18 protein-coding genes and 1 pseudogene are annotated in these 20,440 nt (G+C 69.7%); 1 reads left to right on the top strand and 18 read right to left on the bottom strand.

Annotated features, from left to right (window positions below; translation table 11 throughout):
- Nucleotides 1-162: 162 nt before the first annotated feature.
- The 15 genes and pseudogenes from rpsQ to rpsL form a co-directional block, all read right to left on the bottom strand.
- Nucleotides 163-453 carry a 30S ribosomal protein S17 gene (gene rpsQ, locus E9565_RS05780; RefSeq protein ID WP_236825793.1) on the bottom strand — a complete coding sequence of 97 codons (291 nt, stop codon included), beginning with the start codon at nucleotides 451-453 and terminating at the stop codon, nucleotides 163-165.
- A complete protein-coding gene (gene rpmC / locus E9565_RS05775; protein ID WP_236825794.1) occupies nucleotides 450-683 on the bottom strand; it encodes a 50S ribosomal protein L29 in 234 nt (77 codons plus the stop codon). The genes rpsQ and rpmC overlap by 4 nt, the downstream gene beginning before the upstream one ends.
- A complete protein-coding gene (rplP, locus tag E9565_RS05770; protein ID WP_014377986.1) occupies nucleotides 683-1,099 on the bottom strand; it encodes a 50S ribosomal protein L16 in 417 nt (138 codons plus the stop codon). Before rplP ends, rpmC begins: the two co-directional genes overlap by 1 nt.
- Nucleotides 1,100-1,102: 3 nt before the next feature.
- Nucleotides 1,103-2,014 carry a 30S ribosomal protein S3 gene (rpsC, locus tag E9565_RS05765; RefSeq protein ID WP_236825795.1) on the bottom strand — a complete coding sequence of 304 codons (912 nt, stop codon included), beginning with the start codon at nucleotides 2,012-2,014 and terminating at the stop codon, nucleotides 1,103-1,105.
- 113 nt (nucleotides 2,015-2,127) lie between these two features.
- Nucleotides 2,128-2,481, bottom strand: a pseudogene (gene rplV, locus E9565_RS05760) (50S ribosomal protein L22); the annotation flags it as partial.
- Nucleotides 2,482-2,501: 20 nt separating this feature from the next.
- Complete coding sequence (gene rpsS / locus E9565_RS05755) at nucleotides 2,502-2,783, bottom strand: 30S ribosomal protein S19 (protein WP_236825796.1); 282 nt, start codon at nucleotides 2,781-2,783, stop codon at nucleotides 2,502-2,504.
- Between the two features lie 23 nt (nucleotides 2,784-2,806).
- Nucleotides 2,807-3,640 (bottom strand): 50S ribosomal protein L2, encoded by an 834-nt coding sequence (gene rplB / locus E9565_RS05750; protein WP_236825797.1) that lies wholly within the window; start codon nucleotides 3,638-3,640, stop codon nucleotides 2,807-2,809.
- Between the two features lie 44 nt (nucleotides 3,641-3,684).
- Nucleotides 3,685-3,987, bottom strand: a complete 303-nt coding sequence (gene rplW, locus E9565_RS05745) for a 50S ribosomal protein L23 (RefSeq protein WP_091929110.1) — start codon at nucleotides 3,985-3,987, stop codon at nucleotides 3,685-3,687.
- Nucleotides 3,984-4,760 carry a 50S ribosomal protein L4 gene (rplD, locus tag E9565_RS05740; RefSeq protein ID WP_236834304.1) on the bottom strand — a complete coding sequence of 259 codons (777 nt, stop codon included), beginning with the start codon at nucleotides 4,758-4,760 and terminating at the stop codon, nucleotides 3,984-3,986. The genes rplW and rplD overlap by 4 nt, the downstream gene beginning before the upstream one ends.
- Nucleotides 4,757-5,422: a 50S ribosomal protein L3 gene (gene rplC, locus E9565_RS05735; RefSeq protein ID WP_236825799.1), complete on the bottom strand. Its 666-nt coding sequence runs from the start codon at nucleotides 5,420-5,422 to the stop codon at nucleotides 4,757-4,759. Before rplC ends, rplD begins: the two co-directional genes overlap by 4 nt.
- A 15-nt stretch (nucleotides 5,423-5,437) precedes the next feature.
- Nucleotides 5,438-5,743 carry a 30S ribosomal protein S10 gene (gene rpsJ / locus E9565_RS05730; RefSeq protein WP_091929113.1) on the bottom strand — a complete coding sequence of 102 codons (306 nt, stop codon included), beginning with the start codon at nucleotides 5,741-5,743 and terminating at the stop codon, nucleotides 5,438-5,440.
- Nucleotides 5,744-5,894: 151 nt separating this feature from the next.
- A complete protein-coding gene (gene tuf / locus E9565_RS05725; RefSeq protein ID WP_236825800.1) occupies nucleotides 5,895-7,088 on the bottom strand; it encodes an elongation factor Tu in 1,194 nt (397 codons plus the stop codon).
- A gap of 93 nt (nucleotides 7,089-7,181) precedes the next feature.
- The gene (gene fusA / locus E9565_RS05720) at nucleotides 7,182-9,281 is read right to left on the bottom strand and encodes an elongation factor G (protein WP_236825801.1); all 2,100 of its coding nucleotides are present in this window, start codon (nucleotides 9,279-9,281) and stop codon (nucleotides 7,182-7,184) included.
- Nucleotides 9,282-9,361: 80 nt separating this feature from the next.
- Nucleotides 9,362-9,832 carry a 30S ribosomal protein S7 gene (rpsG, locus tag E9565_RS05715; protein WP_091929116.1) on the bottom strand — a complete coding sequence of 157 codons (471 nt, stop codon included), beginning with the start codon at nucleotides 9,830-9,832 and terminating at the stop codon, nucleotides 9,362-9,364.
- Nucleotides 9,832-10,206: a 30S ribosomal protein S12 gene (gene rpsL, locus E9565_RS05710; protein ID WP_224499980.1), complete on the bottom strand. Its 375-nt coding sequence runs from the start codon at nucleotides 10,204-10,206 to the stop codon at nucleotides 9,832-9,834. The genes rpsG and rpsL overlap by 1 nt, the downstream gene beginning before the upstream one ends.
- A 522-nt stretch (nucleotides 10,207-10,728) precedes the next feature.
- On the opposite strand from rpsL, the gene E9565_RS05705 reads away from it, so the two are divergent.
- A complete protein-coding gene (locus tag E9565_RS05705) occupies nucleotides 10,729-11,769 on the top strand; it encodes an LLM class F420-dependent oxidoreductase (protein ID WP_236834303.1) in 1,041 nt (346 codons plus the stop codon).
- A gap of 229 nt (nucleotides 11,770-11,998) precedes the next feature.
- On the opposite strand, the gene E9565_RS05700 is transcribed toward E9565_RS05705, so the two are convergent.
- The 3 genes from E9565_RS05700 to E9565_RS05690 all read right to left on the bottom strand — a co-directional run.
- A complete protein-coding gene (locus E9565_RS05700) occupies nucleotides 11,999-15,904 on the bottom strand; it encodes a DNA-directed RNA polymerase subunit beta' (RefSeq protein ID WP_236825803.1) in 3,906 nt (1,301 codons plus the stop codon).
- 93 nt (nucleotides 15,905-15,997) lie between these two features.
- Entirely contained in the window at nucleotides 15,998-19,390 is a 3,393-nt protein-coding gene (gene rpoB / locus E9565_RS05695; RefSeq protein ID WP_374201413.1) for a DNA-directed RNA polymerase subunit beta, read from the bottom strand.
- Nucleotides 19,391-19,882: 492 nt separating this feature from the next.
- Nucleotides 19,883-20,440 (bottom strand): hypothetical protein (locus E9565_RS05690; protein WP_236834302.1); only part of this gene is annotated, 558 nt, incomplete at its 5' end.

Raw genomic sequence — 20,440 nt, 5'->3', positions numbered from 1 at the left:
GCCGGAACGGTGAACCGGCTGTCCGGTACCCGCGTGCGGACGCACCGGCGACTGCTGCCGCCGGTGCGTCCGAAGCGCGGGTACCGGGATGCGGCGCGCACTCGAGGCGCGCGCCAGTCGTCCAGGGTACTCCTACCCGTCACGACCCCGGAGGGTCGCCTCTTACTTGGCCTTCTCGATGACCTCGACCAGCCGCCACCGCTTGGTGGCCGACGTGGGCCGGGTCTCCATGATCTGCACGCGGTCGCCGACGCCGGCGACCCCCTGCTCGTCGTGGGCCTTCAGCTTGCTGGTCCGGCGGATGACCTTGCCGTACAGGCCGTGCTTCACGCGGTCCTCGACCTCGACGACGATGGTCTTCTCCATCTTGTCGCTGACGACCAGGCCCTCGCGGACCTTGCGGTAGCCACGGCCGGCCAGGCCGGGGCCGGACGACTGCTGGGTCTCGCTCATGCCACACCCTCGCTCGGGGCGACCGAGAGACCCAGCTCGCGCTCGCGCATGATCGTGTAGATCCGGGCGATGTCGCGGCGGACGGTCTGCAGTCGCCGGTTGTTGTCCAGCTGGCCGGTGGCCACCTGGAACCGCAGGTTGAACAGTTCTTCCTTCGACTCGCGCAGCCGCGAGGCGAGCTCGTCCACGGAGAGCTCGCGCAGCTCGGGAGCGGTCAGACCAGCGGCCATCACACTTCTCCTTCACGCGTGATGAAGCGGCACTTCATCGGCAGCTTGTGGATCGCGCGGCGCATGGCCTCGCGGGCCACGGGCTCGGCGACACCGGACAGCTCGAACAGCACGCGGCCGGGCTTGACGTTGGCCACCCACCACTCGGGCGAACCCTTACCGGAACCCATGCGGGTCTCGGCGGGCTTCTTCGTCAGCGGGCGGTCGGGGTAGATCGAGATCCACACCTTCCCGCCACGACGGATGTGCCGGGTCATCGCGATACGCGCTGACTCGATCTGCCGGTTGGTGACGTAGGCCGGCTCCAGGGCCTGGATGGCGTACTCACCGAAGTTGATCTCGGTGCCGCCCTTGGCCCGGCCGGAGCGGCTCGGGTGGTGCTGCTTGCGGTGCTTGACGCGCCGTGGGATGAGCATGGCTCAGCTCTCCGTGTTCTCGGTGGCCGTCGTCTCGGCGGCCGCGGTGGCCTCCGGGCCGGCGACCTCGGCGACGGTCGTCTCGGGAGCGACCTCGCCGGACGTGGCGGCGACGGTGCTCTCGGCGGTGTCCACGGCCGGGCCGGTCGTGGAGGCGGCGGCGCGGCCGGCCTCGGTGCCACCGGCGGTGGTGCCCGAGGAGCCCGAGCGGCGCTGGGGCCGCTGCGCGCGCTCACGGCGCTGCTGACGCTGGGCGAGGGCCTCGAGGGCCTCCCGCTCGGCGCGCGAGCCGCTGACGTCGCCCTTGTAGATCCACACCTTGACGCCGATGCGACCGAAGGTCGTCCGGGCCTCGTAGATGCCGTAGTCGATGTTCGCGCGGAGCGTGTGCAGGGGCACGCGACCCTCGCGGTAGAACTCCGACCGGCTCATCTCGGTCCCGCCGAGGCGACCCGAGCACTGCACCCGGATGCCCTTGACCTGCGGGCTGCGCTGGGCCGACTGCATGGCCTTGCGCATCGCGCGGCGGAAGCTGACCCGGCTGGAGAGCTGCTCGGCGACACCCTGGGCGACCAGCTGCGCGTCCGACTCGGGGTTCTTGACCTCGAGGATGTTCAGCTGCACCTGCTTGCCGGTGAGCTTCTCGAGCTCCCCGCGGATGCGGTCGGCCTCGGCGCCGCGGCGGCCGATGACGATGCCCGGGCGGGCGGTGTGGATGTCGACGCGGACCCGGTCCCGGGTGCGCTCGATCTCCACCTTGGAGATGCCGGCCCGCTCCATGCCCTTGGACATGAGCTTGCGGATCGCGACGTCTTCCTTGACGTAGTCCTTGTACAGCTTGTCCGCGTACCACCGGGACTTGTAGTCGGTGGTGATCCCGAGCCGGAACCCGTGCGGGTTGACCTTCTGACCCACTATCGGGTCCCTCCCCTCGTGTTGCTGGTGGACTGCTGGGTGGCCGGGCCCGACTGGCCGGTGTCCCGGCGCGCCTTGCGCGACTTCTGCGCGAGGACGGCGCTGCTGGCCACCTCGCTCACCTCGACGGTGATGTGGCTGGTCCGCTTGTTGATGCGGAACGCCCGACCCTGCGCCCGCGGACGGATCCGCTTGAGCGTGGGGCCCTCGTCGACGTAGGCCGCGCTGACCACGAGCGCCGCCGGGTCCAGCTGCAGGTTGTGCTCGGCGTTGGCCACCGCGCTGGCCACGACCTTGGCGACCGGCTCACTGGCCGACTGCGGGGCGAAGCGCAGCAGCGCCAGGGCCTCGTCGGTCGGCAGGTAGCGGATCAGGTCCACCACGCGGCGGGCCTTCATGGGGGTCACGCGGACGAACCGGGCCGTAGCCCGGGCGACCGGCGCCTCCTGTCCCAACTGGGAAGTCATCTGAATCTCTCTCTACCTGGTCAGCCCCGCCGCGAGCGGCGGTCGTCCTTGACGTGCCCGCGGAAGGTGCGCGTGGGCGCGAACTCCCCGAGCTTGTGCCCGACCATCGCCTCGGTGACGAACACCGGGACGTGCTTGCGACCGTCGTGCACCGCGAGGGTGTGGCCGAGCATGTCCGGGATGATCGTCGAGCGGCGTGACCAGGTACGGATCACGTTCTTGGTGCCCTTGGCGTTCTGGGCGTCCACCTTGGCGAGCAGGTGGTCGTCGACGAACGGGCCCTTCTTCAGGCTGCGTGGCATATCTGTCGGACTCCTCTACCCGCTCAGCGCTTCTTGTTGGTGCGCCGGCGGCGCACGATCAGGGCGTCACTGGCCTTGCGCTTGCGCGTCCGGCCCTCCGGCTTGCCCTTCGGGTTCACCGGGTGGCGACCACCGGAGGTCTTGCCCTCACCACCACCGTGCGGGTGGTCCACCGGGTTCATGGCGACACCGCGGACGGTCGGGCGCTTGCCCTTCCACCGCATGCGGCCGGCCTTGCCCCAGTTGATGTTCGACTGCTCGGCGTTGCCCACCTCGCCGACGGTCGCGCGGCAGCGCACGTCGACGTTGCGGATCTCGCCCGACGGCATGCGCAGCTGCGCGTACCGGCCCTCACGGGCGACCAGCTGGACGCTGGTCCCCGCGGAGCGGGCGATCTTGGCGCCGCCACCGGGACGGAGCTCGATGGCGTGAACCACGGTGCCGACCGGGATGTTCCGCAGCGGCAGGTTGTTGCCCGGCTTGATGTCGGCCGCGGGGCCGCACTCCACCGTGTCGCCCTGCTTGAGCCGCGCCGGCGCGATGATGTAGCGCTTCTCGCCGTCGGCGAAGTGCAGCAGCGCGATGCGCGACGTGCGGTTGGGGTCGTACTCGATGTGCGCGACCTTGGCCGGCACGCCGTCCTTGTCGGCCCGGCGGAAGTCGATCACCCGGTAGGCGCGCTTGTGCCCGCCGCCCTGGTGGCGAGCGGTGACCTTCCCGTGCACGTTGCGCCCGCCACGACCGTGCAGCGGTCGGACCAGCGACTTCTCGGGGTGGTCTCGCGTGACCTCGGCGAAGTCGGCGACGCTGGAGCCGCGGCGGCCCGGCGTCGTCGGCTTGTACTTGCGGATAGCCATTGCTGACTCAGTCCTCTATCTCTGGTCCGAACGGTCCGGGCGCGTCAGGCGCCGGGACCACCGAAGATCTCGATGCGGTCGCCGGCAGCCACGGAGACGATGGCGCGCTTGGTGTCCTTGCGCTTGCCCATCTGCGCGCCGCGGCTGCGCTTGCGCTTGCCCTGGCGGTTGATCGTGTTCACGCCGAGGACCTTCACCTTGAAGATCTGCTCGACCGCGATCTTGATCTGCGTCTTGTTGGCGTCCGGGCGCACGATGAACGTGTACTGGTTGCCGTCGAGCAGCCCGTAGCTCTTCTCCGAGATGACCGGGGCGAGCAGGACGTCCCGGGGGTCGCGGACGCTCATGCCTTCTCCTCGGTGGTCTCTTCGACGGTGCCCTCGCCGGCGGCGGGAGCGATGGAGGGGATGCCACCCGGCGTCTCGTGGGTGGCGAGGTCGGGCAGGTCGGCGCCGGAGCGCTTGCCCTTGGCCGGGCCCGCCACGAACTCCGCCAGCGCCGTCTCGGTGAAGACCACCTCGTCGGACACGAGCACGTCGTAGGTGTTGAGCTGACCGGCCTCGATCAGGTGGACCTCGGGCACGTTGCGCAGGCTCACCCAGTTGAGGACGTCGTCGCGGTCGAGGACCACGAGGACGCGCCCGGCCTGGGCGACGGCCTTGAGCGTCGCCAGGGCGGCCTTCGTCTTCGGGGCGTCGCCGTCGACGAACGCGGAGACCACGTGCACCCGGCCCTCGCGGGCCCGGTCCGAGAGGGCACCGCGCAGGGCGGCGGCCTTCATCTTCTTCGGGGTCTTCTGCTCGTAGTTGCGCGGCTGCGGGCCGTGGACGGTGCCACCGCCGGCGAACTGCGGCGCGCGGGTCGAGCCCTGGCGGGCGCGGCCGGTGCCCTTCTGGCGGTACGGCTTGGCGCCACCACCGCTGACCTGGCCGCGCGTCTTCGTGGCGTGCGTGCCCTGGCGGGCGGCAGCCAGCTGCGCGACGACGACCTGGTGCATCAGGGAGACGTTCGCGCTGGCGTCGAAGAGCTCACCGGGCAGCGTCACGCTGCCGGAGGTCTCCCCCGCCGGGGTGCGGACGTCGACCTGGCGGTCGGTGCGCGTCTCGGTCGATGAGGTCACTTGTCGTCACTCCCCACGGGGCCGCCCTTGACGGCCGAACGGACGAGCACGAGGCCGCCCTTCGGGCCGGGGATGGCGCCCTTGATCAGCAGCAGACCGCGCTCGGTGTCCACCTTGTGGACGACCAGCGACAGGGTGGTGGTCTTGACCGCACCCATGCGGCCGGCCATGCGCAGGCCCTTGAAGACCCGGCCGGGCGTCGAGGCGCCACCGATGGAGCCCGGCGACCGGTGCTTGCGCTGGGTGCCGTGCGCCGCGCCGAGGCCCTTGAAGCCGTGACGCTTCATGACGCCGGCGGTGCCCTTGCCCTTGCTGGTGCCGATGACGTCGACCTTCGCGACGCCGTCGAACACCTCGGTGGTCAGCTCCTGGCCGACCGTGTAGCTCCCCGCGTCCGAGGTGCGCAGCTCCACCAGGTGGCGCCGCGGCGTCACGCCCGCCTTGGTGAAGTGCCCGCCCTCGGGCTTGTTCACCTTGCGCGGGTCGATCTCACCGAACCCGAGCTGGACGGCCGAGTAGCCGTCCACCTCGGGGGTGCGCACCTGGGTCACCACACACGGACCCGCCTTGACGACGGTCACCGGCACGAGGCGGTTGTTCTCGTCGAAAACCTGGGTCATCCCCAGCTTCTCGCCGAGGAGACCACGGAATGTGCTCGCCATGTCTGCTGACTGCCCTTACTGGATGTTGACGTCGACCGAGGCCGGCAGGTCGATGCGCATGAGCGCGTCGACCGTCTTCGGCGTCGGGTCGAGGATGTCGATGAGCCGCTTGTGGGTCCGCATCTCGAAGTGCTCGAAGGAGTCCTTGTACTTGTGCGGAGACCGGATCACGGCGTACACGTTCTTCTCCGTCGGCAGCGGCACCGGGCCGACGACGCGCGCTCCGGTCTTCGTCACCGTGTCCACGATGCGCCGCGCCGAGGCGTCGATGGCCTCGTGGTCGTAGGCCTTCAGCCGGATGCGGATCTTCTGTCCCGCCATCGCCTGTTCTCGCTCCTGCCGATCGGTTGTGAAAGATCAAGTGGGCCTGCTGACCCGGTGGGTCTGGCGACCCGGGGGTGGCTCCGGCGTCGCGCGCCCGGAGCCCATGGCCGGGCGGCGGCCGGATCCCCGGCCGCCGCCCGTCAGGGTGTTACTTGATGATCTTGGTGACGCGCCCGGCGCCCACGGTACGGCCACCCTCGCGGATGGCGAACCGGAGACCCTCCTCCATGGCGATGGGCTGGATGAGCTCCACCGTCATCTCGGTGTTGTCGCCCGGCATGACCATCTCGGTGCCGGCGGGCAGGGTCACGACGCCGGTCACGTCCGTCGTCCGGAAGTAGAACTGGGGACGGTAGTTGTTGAAGAACGGCGTGTGACGGCCACCCTCGTCCTTCGAGAGGATGTAGACCGAACCCTCGAAGTTGGTGTGCGGGGTGATCGAGCCGGGCTTCACGACGACCTGGCCGCGCTCCACGTCCTCGCGCTTGATGCCGCGGAGGAGCAGACCCACGTTGTCGCCGGCCTGGCCCTGGTCGAGCAGCTTGCGGAACATCTCGACGCCGGTGACGGTGGTCTTGGTCGAACCCTCGCGGATACCGACGATCTCGACCTCCTCGTTCACCTTGACGATGCCGCGCTCGACGCGACCGGTGACGACGGTGCCACGACCGGTGATCGTGAAGACGTCCTCGACGGGCATGAGGAACGGCTTGTCGATGTCGCGCTCGGGCTCGGGGATCGCGGTGTCGACGGCGTTCATCAGCTCCATGAGCTTGTCGCCCCACTCGGCGTCGCCCTCGAGCGCCTTGAGCGCCGAGACGCGGACCACCGGGACGTCGTCGCCGGGGAACTCGTACTCGGAGAGCAGCTCGCGGACCTCGAGCTCGACGAGCTCCAGGATCTCCTCGTCGTCGACCATGTCGGCCTTGTTCAGCGCGACGACGATGTAGGGGACGCCGACCTGGCGGGCCAGGAGGACGTGCTCCTTGGTCTGCGGCATCGGGCCGTCGGTGGCGGCGACGACGAGGATCGCGCCGTCCATCTGGGCCGCACCGGTGATCATGTTCTTGATGTAGTCGGCGTGCCCGGGGCAGTCGACGTGCGCGTAGTGACGGTTCTCCGTCTGGTACTCGACGTGCGCGATCGAGATCGTGATGCCGCGGGCCTTCTCCTCGGGCGCCTTGTCGATCTGGTCGAAGGCGGACGCCTCGTTGAGGTCCGGGTACTTGTCGTGCAGGACCTTGGTGATCGCCGCGGTCAGCGTCGTCTTCCCGTGGTCGATGTGCCCGATGGTGCCGATGTTGACGTGCGGCTTGGTCCGCTCGAACTTGGCCTTGGCCACTGGGTTCCTCTCCTCGTGGTTACGCAGGTGGTGCGTGCTCTGGGGGTTGCGGGCTGTGCTCGGGGAGCGCGGGCGGAGCCGCCCGCATTCCGGTTACTCGCCGGTCGCCTTGGCGATGATCTCCTTGGCGACGTTGGCCGGGACCTCGGCGTACGAGTCGAACACCATCGAGTAGCTCGCCCGTCCCTGGGTGCGGCTGCGCAGGTCGCCCACGTAGCCGAACATCTCCGACAGCGGGACCAGGGCCCGGACGACGCGGGCGCCGGAGCGCTCCTCCATCGCCTGGATGATCCCGCGGCGGGAGTTCAGGTCGCCGATGACGTCGCCCATGTTGTCCTCGGGCGTCGTGACCTCGACCGCCATCAGCGGCTCGAGCAGGGCCGGGTCGGCCTTGCGCGCGGCCTCCTTGAAGGCGATCGATCCAGCGATCTTGAAGGCCATCTCCGAGGAGTCGACCTCGTGGTACTGGCCGTCGAGGAGGAGCGCCTTGACGCCCACCATCGGGTAGCCGGCCAGCACGCCGTACTGCATGGCGTCCTGCATGCCCTGGTCGACCGAGGGGATGTACTCCTTCGGCACCCGGCCACCGGTGACCTTGTTCTCGAACTCGTAGGTCGCGGAGTCCGAACCCATGGGGAGCGGCTCGATCGCGATCTGGACCTTCGCGAACTGGCCCGAACCACCGGTCTGCTTCTTGTGGGTGTAGTCGTACCGCTCGACGGCCTTGCGGATCGTCTCGCGGTAGGCCACCTGCGGCTTGCCGACGTTGGCCTCGACGTTGAACTCGCGGCGCATGCGGTCCACGAGGATCTCGAGGTGGAGCTCGCCCATGCCGGAGATGACGGTCTGACCGGTCTCCTCGTCGAGCTTGACCTGGAAGGTCGGGTCCTCCTCGGCGAGCTTCTGGATCGCGGTGCCGAGCTTCTCCTGGTCGCTCTTGGTCTTCGGCTCGATGGCGACCGAGATGACCGGAGCGGGGAAGGTCATCGACTCGAGGATCACCGGCTTCTGCGGGTCGCAGAGGGTGTCACCCGTCGTCGTCTGCTTGAGGCCGTTGACCGCGACGATCTGGCCGGCGCCCACGCCCTCGCGCTCCTCGCGCTTGTTGGCGTGCATCTGGTAGATCTTGCCGACCCGCTCCTTGCGGTCCTTGGTGCTGTTGAGCACCGGGGACCCGGCGTCCAGCCGGCCCGAGTAGACCCGGATGTAGGTCAGCTTGCCGAGGTGCTGGTCGGTCTGGATCTTGAACGCCAGCGCGGAGAACGGCTCGTCCTCGTCGGCGTGGCGGAGGACCTCGGTCTCGCCGTCCATGGCCGTGCCGACGATCGCCTCGACGTCCAGCGGGCTGGGCAGGTAGTCGGTCACCGCGTCGAGCAGGGGCTGGACGCCCTTGTTCTTGAAGGCGGTACCGGTCAGCACCGGGTTGACCTGCGCGGCGATGGTCGCCTTGCGGATGGCCGCCTTCAGTCGCTCGACCGAGATCTCCTCGCCACCGAGGTAGGCCTCCATGAGCGAGTCGTCGAAGTCCGCGATGTTCTCGAGGAGCTTCTCGCGGTACTCGGCGGCCTGGTCGGCCAGCTCCGCGGGGATCTCCTCGACCGCGTAGTCCTCACCCATCTTGGTCTCGCCGCGCCAGGTGAGGGCGCGCATCTGGACCAGGTCGACGACGCCGATGAAGTCGGCCTCGGCACCGATGGGCAGCTGCAGCACCAGCGGGTTGGCCCCGAGGCGCTCGACCATCATGTCGACGCAGCGGAAGAAGTCGGCACCGGTGCGGTCGAGCTTGTTGACGAAGCACATGCGGGGGACGCCGTACTTCTCCGCCTGGCGCCAGACCTGCTCGGTCTGCGGCTCCACGCCGGCCACACCGTCGTAGACGGCGACGGCACCGTCGAGCACCCGCAGCGACCGCTCCACCTCGACGGTGAAGTCGACGTGCCCGGGGGTGTCGATGATGTTGATGTCGAAGCCGTTCCAGGAGCACTTCGTCGCGGCGGACGTGATGGTGATGCCGCGCTCCTGCTCCTGCTCCATCCAGTCCATCGTGGCCGCGCCGTCGTGGACCTCACCGATCTTGTAGTTGATACCGGTGTAGAAGAGGATGCGCTCGGTCGTGGTCGTCTTACCGGCGTCGATGTGCGCCATGATCCCGATGTTGCGGGTCTTGGCGAGCTGGGCCTCGTTGCTGGCCATTCCTTACCCCTCTTGCTGGTTGTCCGTGTGCGGGTGCCGGGGGTCGCCCGGGAGTCCCGCCGACGGCGGGCGCTGGTGCGTTACCAGCGGTAGTGCGCGAAGGCCTTGTTGGACTCGGCCATCTTGTGCGTGTCCTCGCGCCGCTTCACAGCAGCACCCAGACCGTTGCTCGCGTCGAGCAGCTCGTTCATCAGGCGCTCGGTCATCGTCTTCTCCCGGCGCGCCCGGCTGTACTGGATGAGCCAGCGCAGGCCGAGGGTGGTGCTGCGGGAGGCGCGGACCTCGACCGGGACCTGGTAGGTCGCACCGCCGACGCGGCGGCTGCGGACCTCGAGGGCCGGCTTGACGTTGTCCAGCGCGCGCTTGAGCGTGACGACCGGGTCGGTGTCGGTCTTCGCGCGGGCGCCCTCGAGGGCGCCGTAGACGATCGCCTCGGCGACCGAGCGCTTGCCGTCGACCAGCACCTTGTTCACCAGCTGGGTGACCAGCGGCGACTGGTACACCGGGTCGGCGACCAGCGGACGCTTCGGCGCGGGGCCCTTGCGCGGCATCAGCTCTTCTCCTTCTTCGCGCCGTAACGGCTGCGAGCCTGCTTGCGGTTGCGGACACCCTGGGTGTCCAGCGATCCGCGGATGATCTTGTAGCGGACGCCGGGGAGGTCCTTCACACGGCCGCCGCGCACGAGCACCATGGAGTGCTCCTGCAGGTTGTGGCCGACGCCCGGGATGTAGGCGGTCACCTCGATGCCACTGGTCAGGCGGACGCGAGCGACCTTGCGCAGCGCCGAGTTCGGCTTCTTCGGCGTCGTCGTGTACACGCGCGTGCAGACACCACGGCGCTGGGGCGAACCCTTGAGCGCCGGAGTGCTGGTCTTCGTGACCTTGTCCTCGCGGCCCTTGCGGACCAGCTGGTTGATCGTGGGCATGGGTGGCCTGGATCTCCTACCTGCGCTGGGGTGGTGCTCGTCTGTTTGCTGCTCTGCGGGTGGTGCTGGGGTGCCGGCTCCTGGAGGGAACCTCCCCGACCGCGGTCGTGTTCCGCGTCCGGTCCACGCGGTCGGGCGTGTTGCCCTCCCCCGGACCGGTCCGCTGCCGGACCGTGATCGGTTTGCCCCTCGCGACTCCGGCGCCGCCACCCTCCGGCATGACCGGGAGGTGGTCCCCGGTGGCCGGAGGTTTGCCACCTCTGGTCACCCAGGCGCACCGCGAACGGGAGCAGGCCCAGGACACCCTGGGCACGGCTGACCACGATACCCGGGCCCGGACAGGCGGTCAAAGCCGGGTCCCTCACACCCGTCGACACGTCGACCGGAAGGGCCGGCCGGCGACCGGGTGCCCGGGAGACTACCGCCGGCCGGGAGCCCGCGACAGCTCCGCCGCTCCCCCTCGCGGCGACCGCTACCGTGCGGTGGGCGCCAACGGTGGCGCCGCGGAGCAGAGGAGCGCACGTGCGGATCGGCATCCAGGCCAGCTACAGCGGCGGTTTCCAGGACACGGCGGCGGAGATCCGCGACCTGGAGTCCGCCGGCCTCGACCTCGCCATGGTGGCCGAGGTCTACACGTTCGACGCGGTGAGCCAGCTGGGGTACCTGGCGGCGGTGACCGAGCGCGTGGAGCTGCTCAGCGGCATCCTGCCCATCTACAGCCGGACGCCGGCGCTGACGGCGATGACCGCGGCCGGGCTGGACTTCGTCTCCGGCGGCCGGTTCACCCTGGGCCTGGGGGCGTCCGGCCCGCAGGTGATCGAAGGGTGGCACGGCCTCCCCTACGACGCCCCGCTGCAGCGCACCCGCGAGATCGTCGAGATCTGCCGCCAGGTGTGGCGCCGGGAACGGCTGGAGCACGAGGGGAAGAAGTACTCGATCCCGCTGCCGGCCGAGCAGGGCACCGGCCTGGGCAAGCCGCTGAAGCTGATCAACACCCCGGTCCGCGAGCGGATCCCGGTGATGCTCGCCGCGCTCGGCCCGAAGAACGTGGAGCTGGCCGCGGAGATCGCCGAGGCCTGGGAGCCGATCTTCTTCGTCCCGGAGAAGGCGGCCTCGGTCTGGGGCGAGTCGCTGGCCGCCGGGAAGGCCAAGCGCGACGCTGCGCTGGGTGAGCTGCAGGTGATCACCGGCGTCCCCGTGGCGATCGGCGACGACGTCGAGCCGCTGCTGGACCTGGTGCGGCCCTCGCTCGCCCTCTACATCGGCGGCATGGGCGCCCGCGGCAAGAACTTCTACAACGACCTCGCCGTCCGGTACGGCTACGAGGCCGAGGCGAGGACGATCCAGGACCTCTACCTGGACGGGAGGAAGGACGAGGCGGCCGCGGCGGTGCCCGACGAGCTGGTGCGGGCGTCCTCCCTGATCGGGCCCGAGGGGTACGTCGCCGAGCGCATCGCCGCGTTCGCCGAGGCCGGCGTCACCACGTTGATGCTGCAGCCGCTGGACGGCAGCCGCGAAGCCCGCCTGCGCACCGTCGAGACGATGAAGCGCCTGGCCGGCTAGCTCCGGGCACGCATGCGGGAGGGCCCCGTGGACCGTCGTGGTCCGCGGGGCCCTCCTGCGTCGCCGCCGGCGTCGTCCTCCCTCACCGCAGCGCGTCCTCCCCCACGGTCCGCGCTGAGGGTGAGGACACGCCACGATCAGGGCACCTGATCGTGGCCGGCCCTGGGGCGGGGATGCGAAAGGGCCCCGTGGACTGACGCCACGGGGCCCTTTCGTCACCTAGGGGGTGTCAGCCCCGCCAGTCGTACTCCTCGAGGCGGACGGCCTCGCCGGTGCCCTGGCCGAAGACGTCCGGGCTGTAGTACTGCCCGTCCTCGTAGCCGGCCATGGTGTACACGGCTGCCCGCGCCTCCTCGGTCGGCTCGACCGTGATGTTCCGGTAGCGGCTGATGCCCGTACCGGCCGGGATCAGCTTCCCGATGATCACGTTCTCCTTGAGGCCGAGCAGGCTGTCGCTCTTGCCCTGGATCGCGGCGTCGGTGAGCACCTTGGTCGTCTCCTGGAAGGAAGCGGCCGACAGCCACGACTCGGTCGCGAGCGAGGCCTTGGTGATGCCCATGAGCACCGGACGGGCCGAGGCCGGCTCGCCGCCCTCGGCGACGACGCGGCGGTTCTCGGTCTCGAACAGCGTCCGCTCGACCAGCGCGCCCGGGAGGAACTCGGTCGCACCCGAGTCGATGATGGTCACCCGCTTCAGCATCTGGCGGATGATCACCTCGATGTGCTTGTCGTGGATCGACACACCCTGGCTGCGGTAGACCTCCTGGACCTCGCGGACCAGGTGCAGCTGCACCTCGCGCGGGCCCATGATCCGCAGCACCTCGTGCGGGTCGACCGCACCCTCGGTGAGCTGCTCGCCGACCTCGACGTGGGCGCCGTCCTCGACCCGCAGCCGCGACCGGCGCGACAGCTTGTCGTAGACGACCTCGTCGGAGCCGTCGTCCGGGGTGATGGTCAGCTTGCGGAACTGCTCGCCGTCCTCGATCCGGACCGTGCCGGCCAGCTCGGCGATCGGGGCCTTGCCCTTGGGGACGCGGGCCTCGAAGAGCTCCACCACACGCGGCAGACCGTGGGTGATGTCCTCACCCGCGACACCACCGGTGTGGAAGGTGCGCATCGTCAGCTGGGTGCCGGGCTCACCGATCGACTGGGCGGCGATGATGCCGACCGCCTCACCGACGTCCACCAGCTTGCCGGTCGCGAGCGACCGGCCGTAGCAGGTGGCGCAGGTGCCGAGCAGCGACTCGCAGGTCAGCACGCAGCGGACCTTGACCTCCGCGACGCCGGCGTCGACGAGCTGCTGGATGAGCACGTCACCCAGGTCGGCGTTGGCCGGGGCGATGACCGTCCCGTCCTCGGCGACGACGTCGGCGGACAGCGCGCGGGCGTAGACGCTGGTCTCCACGTGCGGGTCACGGGTGACCACGCCGTCGACGAGCGTGCCGATCGGCATGAGGACGCCGCGGTCGGTGCCGCAGTCCTCCTCGCGGATGATGACGTCCTGCGAGACGTCCACCAGGCGCCGGGTGAGGTACCCGGAGTCGGCGGTCCGGAGCGCCGTGTCGGCCAGCCCCTTGCGCGCACCGTGCGTGGAGATGAAGTACTCCAGCACGGACAGACCCTCCCGGAAGTTGGCCTTGATCGGCCGCGGGATGATCTCGCCCTTCGGGTTGGCGACCAGACCGCGCATACCGGCGATCTGGCTGATCTGCATCATGTTGCCTCGGGCGCCCGAGTTGACCATGACCCAGACCGGGTTGGTGGTCGGGAAGTTGTCGACCATCGCCTGGCTGACCTCGGCCCGCGCGCGGGTCCAGATCTCGATCAGCTCGCCACGCCGCTCGGCGTCGGTGATGACGCCGCGCTCGTACTGCTTCTCGATCTTGGCCGCCTCGGCCTCGTGCCGGTCGAGGATCTCCTGCTTGACCGGCGGCGTGACGACGTCGTCGATGGCGATGGTGACGCCCGACCGCGTGGCCCAGCGGAACCCGGCTGCCTTGAGGGCGTCCAGCGTCGCCGCCACCTGCACCTTGGGGTAGCGCTCGGCGAGGTCGTTGACGATCGCCCCGAGCTCCTTCTTCGGCACCTGGTAGTTGACGAAGCGGTAGTCCTCGGGCAGGGCCTCGTTGAACAGCACCCGGCCCAGGCTGGTCTCGACGACCGCGGGCTGGCCCGGCGTCCAGTCCTCGGGCTGCTCCCACGGCTCGTTGACCTTGCCGTTGTCGACGCCGAAGACCTCGTCGAGCCGGATGTAGGCCCGCTCCTGCAGCGCCAGCGCACCCATGTCGAACGCCATGAGCGCCTCGGCCGCCGAGGCGTAGGCCGCGGGCTTCCCACCGTCGGCCTCGTGCCGAGAGGGCACCAGGGTCGTCAGGTGGTACAGGCCCAGCACCATGTCCTGGGTCGGCGCGGTGATCGGGCGACCGTCGGCCGGCGACAGGATGTTGTTGCTCGACAGCATCAGGATCCGGGCCTCGGCCTGCGCCTCGGCCGACAGCGGCAGGTGCACCGCCATCTGGTCACCGTCGAAGTCGGCGTTGAACGCGGTGCAGACCAGCGGGTGGATCTGGATGGCCTTGCCCTCGACCAGCTGCGGCTCGAAGGCCTGGATGCCCAGGCGGTGCAGCGTCGGCGCCCGGTTCAGCAGGACCGGGTGCTCGGTGATGACCTCCTCCAGCACGTCCCAGACGACGGGGCGCGCGCGCTCGACCATCCGCTTGGCGGACTTGATGTTCTGCGCGTGGTTGAGGTCGACCAGCCGCTTCATGACGAAGGGCTTGAACAGCTCCAGGGCCATCTGCTTCGGGAGACCGCACTGGTGCAGCTTCAGCTGCGGGCCGACGACGATGACCGAACGGCCGGAGTAGTCGACGCGCTTGCCGAGCAGGTTCTGGCGGAACCGGCCCTGCTTGCCCTTGAGCAGGTCGCTCAGGGACTTCAGGGGGCGGTTGCCCGGGCCGGTGACCGGCCGGCCGCGGCGGCCGTTGTCGAACAGCGCGTCCACGGACTCCTGGAGCATCCGCTTCTCGTTGTTGACGATGATCTCCGGCGCGCCCAGGTCGAGCAGCCGCTTGAGCCGGTTGTTCCGGTTGATCACCCGGCGGTACAGGTCGTTCATGTCGCTGGTGGCGAAGCGGCCACCGTCGAGCTGCACCATCGGGCGCAGGTCCGGCGGGATGACCGGGACGCAGTCCAGCACCATGCCCATGGGCGAGTTGCGGGTCTGCTGGAACGCCGCGACGACCTTGAGCCGCTTCAGCGCGCGCAGCTTGCGCTGGCCCTTGCCGCTGCGGATGGTCTCCCGCAGCGAGGCGGCCTCGGCGTCGAGGTCGAAGCCGGAGAGCAGCTTCTGCAGCGCCGCGGCGCCCATGCCGCCCTCGAAGTACTCGCCGAAGCGGTCGCGGAGCTCGCGGTAGAGGCCCTCGTCGGCGATGAGCTGCTTGACCTCGAGCTTGCGGAAGGTGTCCATCACCTCGTCGAGGCGGTCGATCTCCCGCTGGGCGCGGTCGCGCAGCTGGCGCATCTCGCGCTCGCCGCCCTCGCGCACCTTGCGGCGGACGTCGGACTTGGCGCCCTCCGCCTCGAGCTCGGCCAGGTCGGCCTCCAGCTTCTGCTGGCGGGCCTCCACGTCCGCGTCGCGCCGGTTCTCCAGGTTCGACTTCTCGGCGCTGATCTCGGCCTCGATGGTCGGGAGGTCGCGGTGGCGCGCCTCGTCGTCGACCGAGGTGATCATGTAGGCCGCGAAGTAGATGATCTTCTCGAGGTCCTTGGGCGCCAGGTCGAGCAGGTAGCCCAGGCGGGACGGGACACCCTTGAAGAACCAGATGTGCGTGACCGGCGCGGCCAGCTCGATGTGGCCCATCCGCTCACGACGCACCTTGGCGCGGGTGACCTCGACGCCGCAGCGCTCGCAGATGATGCCCTTGAACCGGACGCGCTTGTACTTGCCGCAGTAGCACTCCCAGTCCCGGGTGGGACCGAAGATCTTCTCGCAGAAGAGACCGTCCTTCTCCGGGCGGAGGGTCCGGTAGTTGATGGTCTCGGGCTTCTTCACCTCACCGTGGCTCCACTGGCGGATGTCGTCGCCGGTGGCCAGACCGATGCGGAGCTCGTCGAAGAAGTTGACGTCGAGCAAGGTGTGACCCCTTTCAGGGGCTAGTGCTTCGCTTCTATGGCTTGGGGTGGGGAGCCGGCCGGCCCCGACTGCTCAGGGCCGGCCGGCGGCCGATCAGACGTCCTCGACGCTGGAGGGCTCGCGGCGGGACAGGTCGATGCCCAGCTCCTCCGCGGCCCGGAAGACCTCGTCATCGGTGTCGCGCAGCTCGATCGCCTGGCCGTCGCCGGAGAGCACCTCGACGTTGAGGCAGAGCGACTGCAGCTCCTTGAGCAGCACCTTGAACGACTCGGGGATGCCCGGCTCGGGGATGTTCTCGCCCTTGACGATGGCCTCGTAGACCTTGACGCGGCCGAGGATGTCGTCGGACTTGATGGTGAGCAGCTCCTGCAGCGCGTAGGCCGCGCCGTAGGCCTGCATCGCCCAGCACTCCATCTCACCGAAGCGCTGGCCACCGAACTGCGCCTTACCACCCAGCGGCTGCTGCGTGATCATCGAGTACGGGCCGGTCGAGCGGGCGTGGATCTTGTCGTCGACCAGGTGCAGCAGCTTCAGGATGTAGACGTAACCCACCGAGATCGGCTCGGGGAACGGCTCGCCGGAGCGGCCGTCGAAGAGCCGGGCCTTGCCGGTCGGCTGCACCATCCGGTTGCCGTCGCGGTTGGGCGTCGTCGAGCCGAGGAGGCCGATGATCTCGTCCTCCTTGGCGCCGTCGAACACCGGCGTCGCGGTGCGGGTCCCCGGAGCGGCCGACCGCGCGGCCTCGGGCAGGTTCTTGGCCCAGTCCGGGTCGCCGTTGACCTCCCAGCCCTGCTTGGCGATCCACCCGAGGTGGGTCTCCAGCACCTGGCCGACGTTCATGCGGCCGGGCACGCCGAGCGGGTTGAGGACGATGTCGACCGGGGTGCCGTCCTCGAGGAAGGGCATGTCCTCCTGCGGCAGGATCTTCGAGATGACGCCCTTGTTGCCGTGGCGCCCGGCGAGCTTGTCGCCGTCGGAGATCTTGCGCATCTGGGCGACGTAGACCCGGATCAGCTCGTTGACGCCGGCGGGCAGCTCGTCGCCGTCCTCGCGGGAGAACACGCGGACGCCGATGACCTTGCCGGACTCACCGTGCTTGACCTTCAGCGACGTGTCGCGGACCTCGCGGGCCTTCTCGCCGAAGATCGCGCGCAGCAGCCGCTCCTCGGGGGTCAGCTCGGTCTCGCCCTTGGGCGTCACCTTGCCGACGAGGATGTCGCCGGGGACGACCTCGGCACCGATGCGGATGATGCCGCGCTCGTCGAGGTCGGCGAGCACGTCCTCGGAGACGTTCGGGATGTCCCGGGTGATCTCCTCGGCACCGAGCTTGGTGTCGCGGGCGTCGACCTCGAACTCCTCGATGTGGATCGAGGACAGGACGTCGTCCTGCACGAGGCGCTGCGACAGGATGATCGCGTCCTCGTAGTTGTGGCCCTCCCACGGCATGAAGGCGACGAGCAGGTTCTTGCCCAGCGCCATCTCGCCCTGGTCGGTGCACGGACCGTCGGCGATGACCTGGCCGACCTCGACCCGCTGCCCCTCCTCCACGATCGGGGACTGGTTGATCGAGGTGCCCTGGTTCGAGCGGCGGAACTTCAGCAGCCGGTAGGTCTGCCGGGTGCCGTCGTCGGCCATGACCGTCACGTAGTCGGCGGTGGAGTCCTCCACGACACCGGCCTTCTCCGCGACGACGACGTCGCCGGCGTCGACGGCGGCGCGCAGCTCCATGCCGGTGCCGACGAGCGGGGCCTCGCTGCGCAGCAGCGGCACCGCCTGCCGCTGCATGTTGGCGCCCATGAGCGCGCGGTTGGCGTCGTCGTGCTCGAGGAACGGGATCATCGCCGTCGCGACCGAGGTCATCTGCCGCGGCGAGACGTCCATGTAGTCCACGTTCTCGGGGGCGAGGTAGTCGACCTCACCGCCCTTGGTGCGGACCAGGACGCGCTCCTCGGCGAGGCGGCCCTGCGCGTCGAGCGGGCTGTTGGCCTGCGCGACGACGAAGCGGTCCTCCTCGTCAGCGGTCAGGTAGTCGATCTGGGTGGTGACCTGGCCGTTCTCGACCTTGCGGTACGGCGTCTCGATGAAGCCGAAGGCGTTCACCCGGCCGAACGAGGACAGCGAGCCGATGAGGCCGATGTTCGGGCCTTCCGGTGTCTCGATCGGGCACATCCGGCCGTAGTGGCTCGGGTGGACGTCGCGGACCTCCATGCCGGCCCGCTCACGCGACAGACCGCCCGGGCCCAGCGCCGAGAGGCGGCGCTTGTGGGTCAGGCCCGCGAGCGGGTTGGTCTGGTCCATGAACTGGGACAGCTGGCTGGTGCCGAAGAACTCCTTGATGGAGGCGACGACCGGCCGGATGTTGATCAGCGTCTGCGGCGTGATCGCCTCGACGTCCTGGGTGGTCATGCGCTCGCGGACCACGCGCTCCATGCGGGAGAGGCCGACCCGGATCTGGTTCTGGATCAGCTCGCCGACGGTGCGCAGGCGGCGGTTGCCGAAGTGGTCGATGTCGTCGACGCCGTGGTCGGGCTCGCCGGCGTGCAGGCGCACCACGTACTCGATGGTGGCGACGATGTCGTCCTCGGTCAGCGTGCTGGTGCTCTGCGGCACCTCGACGCCCAGCTTCTTGTTGACCTTGTACCGGCCGACCTTCGCCAGGTCGTAGCGCTTCGGGTTGAAGAACAGGTTCTCCAGCAGCGCCTGCGCCGACTCGCGCGTCGGCGGCTCGCCCGGCCGCAGCTTGCGGTAGATGTCGAGCAGGGCCTCGTCCTGCCCGGCGATGTGGTCCTTCTCCAGGGTGGCCAGGACGGTCGGCGACCACTGGAAGTGCTCGCGGATGCGGTCCTCGGTCCAGCCCAGGGCCTTGAGGAGCACGGTGACCGGCTGCCGGCGCTTGCGGTCGATGCGGACGCCCACGGTGTCGCGCTTGTCGACGTCGAACTCCAGCCACGCGCCGCGGCTGGGGATGACCTTGGCGCTGAAGACGTCCTTGTCGGAGGTCTTGTCCAGGGTCTTGTCGAAGTAGACGCCGGGGCTGCGGACCAGCTGGGAGACGACGACGCGCTCGGTCCCGTTGATGACGAAGGTGCCCTTGTTCGTCATGATCGGGAAGTCGCCCATGAACACCGTCTGCGACTTGATCTCGCCGGTGGTGTTGTTCATGAACTCGGCGGTGACGAACAGCGGCGCCGCGTAGGTCATGTCCTTGTCCTTGCACTCCTCGAGGGACGCCTTGACGTCCTCGAAGCGCGGGTTGGAGAAGGACAGCGACATCGAGCCGCTGAAGTCCTCGATCGGGGAGATCTCCTCGAGGATCTCGGCCAGGCCGCCGACGGCGTCGGCCTGCTCCTCCGGCGAGAGCGTCGCCCGCCACTCGGGGCTGCCCACGAGCCAGTCGAAGGAAGCGGTCTGGAGTGCGAGGAGGTCGGGGACCTCGAGCGGCTCGGAGATCTTGGCGAACGAGACGCGAAGTGGCGCGCCGGGGATCTTCTGCTGGTCGGCCTCGCCGGTGCGGGGACCGTCCTGCGTGGCCGGGGTCGTCTGGGTGGTACCGGACTCGGTGGTGCCGGGGGTGATGCTGGTGGGGCGAGAGCCTGCCAAGATGCGTCCTTCCAAGGACCTCACGACGTGCGGGCGGTGGGCTGCGGGGTCGTCCTGGGTCGTCGTCGGTGATGGCGAGGCTGTCCGCGACGGCCGCGATCGCTCGCCGCACAGGTCAGCACGGGCGTCGCCCGGGAGATTCCCGGGCACCCGTCGTGACCCGTCTCGGCGGGCAGGCAGTCAGAGGGCAGCGCAACAGGAGACCCTACCCCCACCGGAGCGCCGTGTCCACGTCGGGGGCACCGGTGCGACCGGTGCCACACCCGCGGGACGCGTGGGCCCGGGAGGGGCCCGGCGGGGCGTGCGCCGGACCCATGATGACAGCGGAGGCTGCGCGGTGGGACCGCCACGCCGTCGGCCCCTCGGGACGCGGGCCGCTCAGGAGGTCGTCAGCAGCGTGAGCTCGCTGATCCTCCACTCGCCGTCCACGGTCACCATGCGCACCTGGACCGTCTGCACGCAGGACTGGGCCCCCTCGGGCGTCACCTGGCACTCCGACCCCTCGGGGGGCTGCTGCTGCCCGGTGTTCACCGAGCGGACCACGTACTGCCCGAAGACGACGAGCGTCGCCGTGTCCTGGGCGTCGTTGATCTGCTGGAGCCCGACGTCGTTGACCTCGTAGCTGGTCGTGGCCGACACCTGCTCGTAGGTGTCGATGATCCCGCCCTGGGACAGGTCGCGCTCGTACTGCTCGCGCAGGTCCCCGGTGAGCACCGCGAGCTTGCCCTCGACGCTGCCCTCGGAGTCCTCGTAGTCGTAGGCGTAGAGCGCGCGGACCCCGTCCGCGGCGGCCTCGATGACCCCGGTCCGCACGTAGGCCGGGTCCAGCCGCTCCCGCAGCAGCAGCCCCGTGGCGACGGCGGCCAGCAGGCAGAGCACGGTCAGGACCGCGATCGGCGCGCGACCGGTGCGGCGGCGCGGGGCGGGGTCCGCGGG

This window comes from Blastococcus sp. KM273129 (assembly GCF_021698995.1).
In the GTDB taxonomy this organism is placed as follows: domain Bacteria; phylum Actinomycetota; class Actinomycetes; order Mycobacteriales; family Geodermatophilaceae; genus Blastococcus.
The sequence above is the reverse complement of the archived record's forward strand: the minus strand, read 5'-3'. Positions and strand labels throughout refer to the sequence as shown.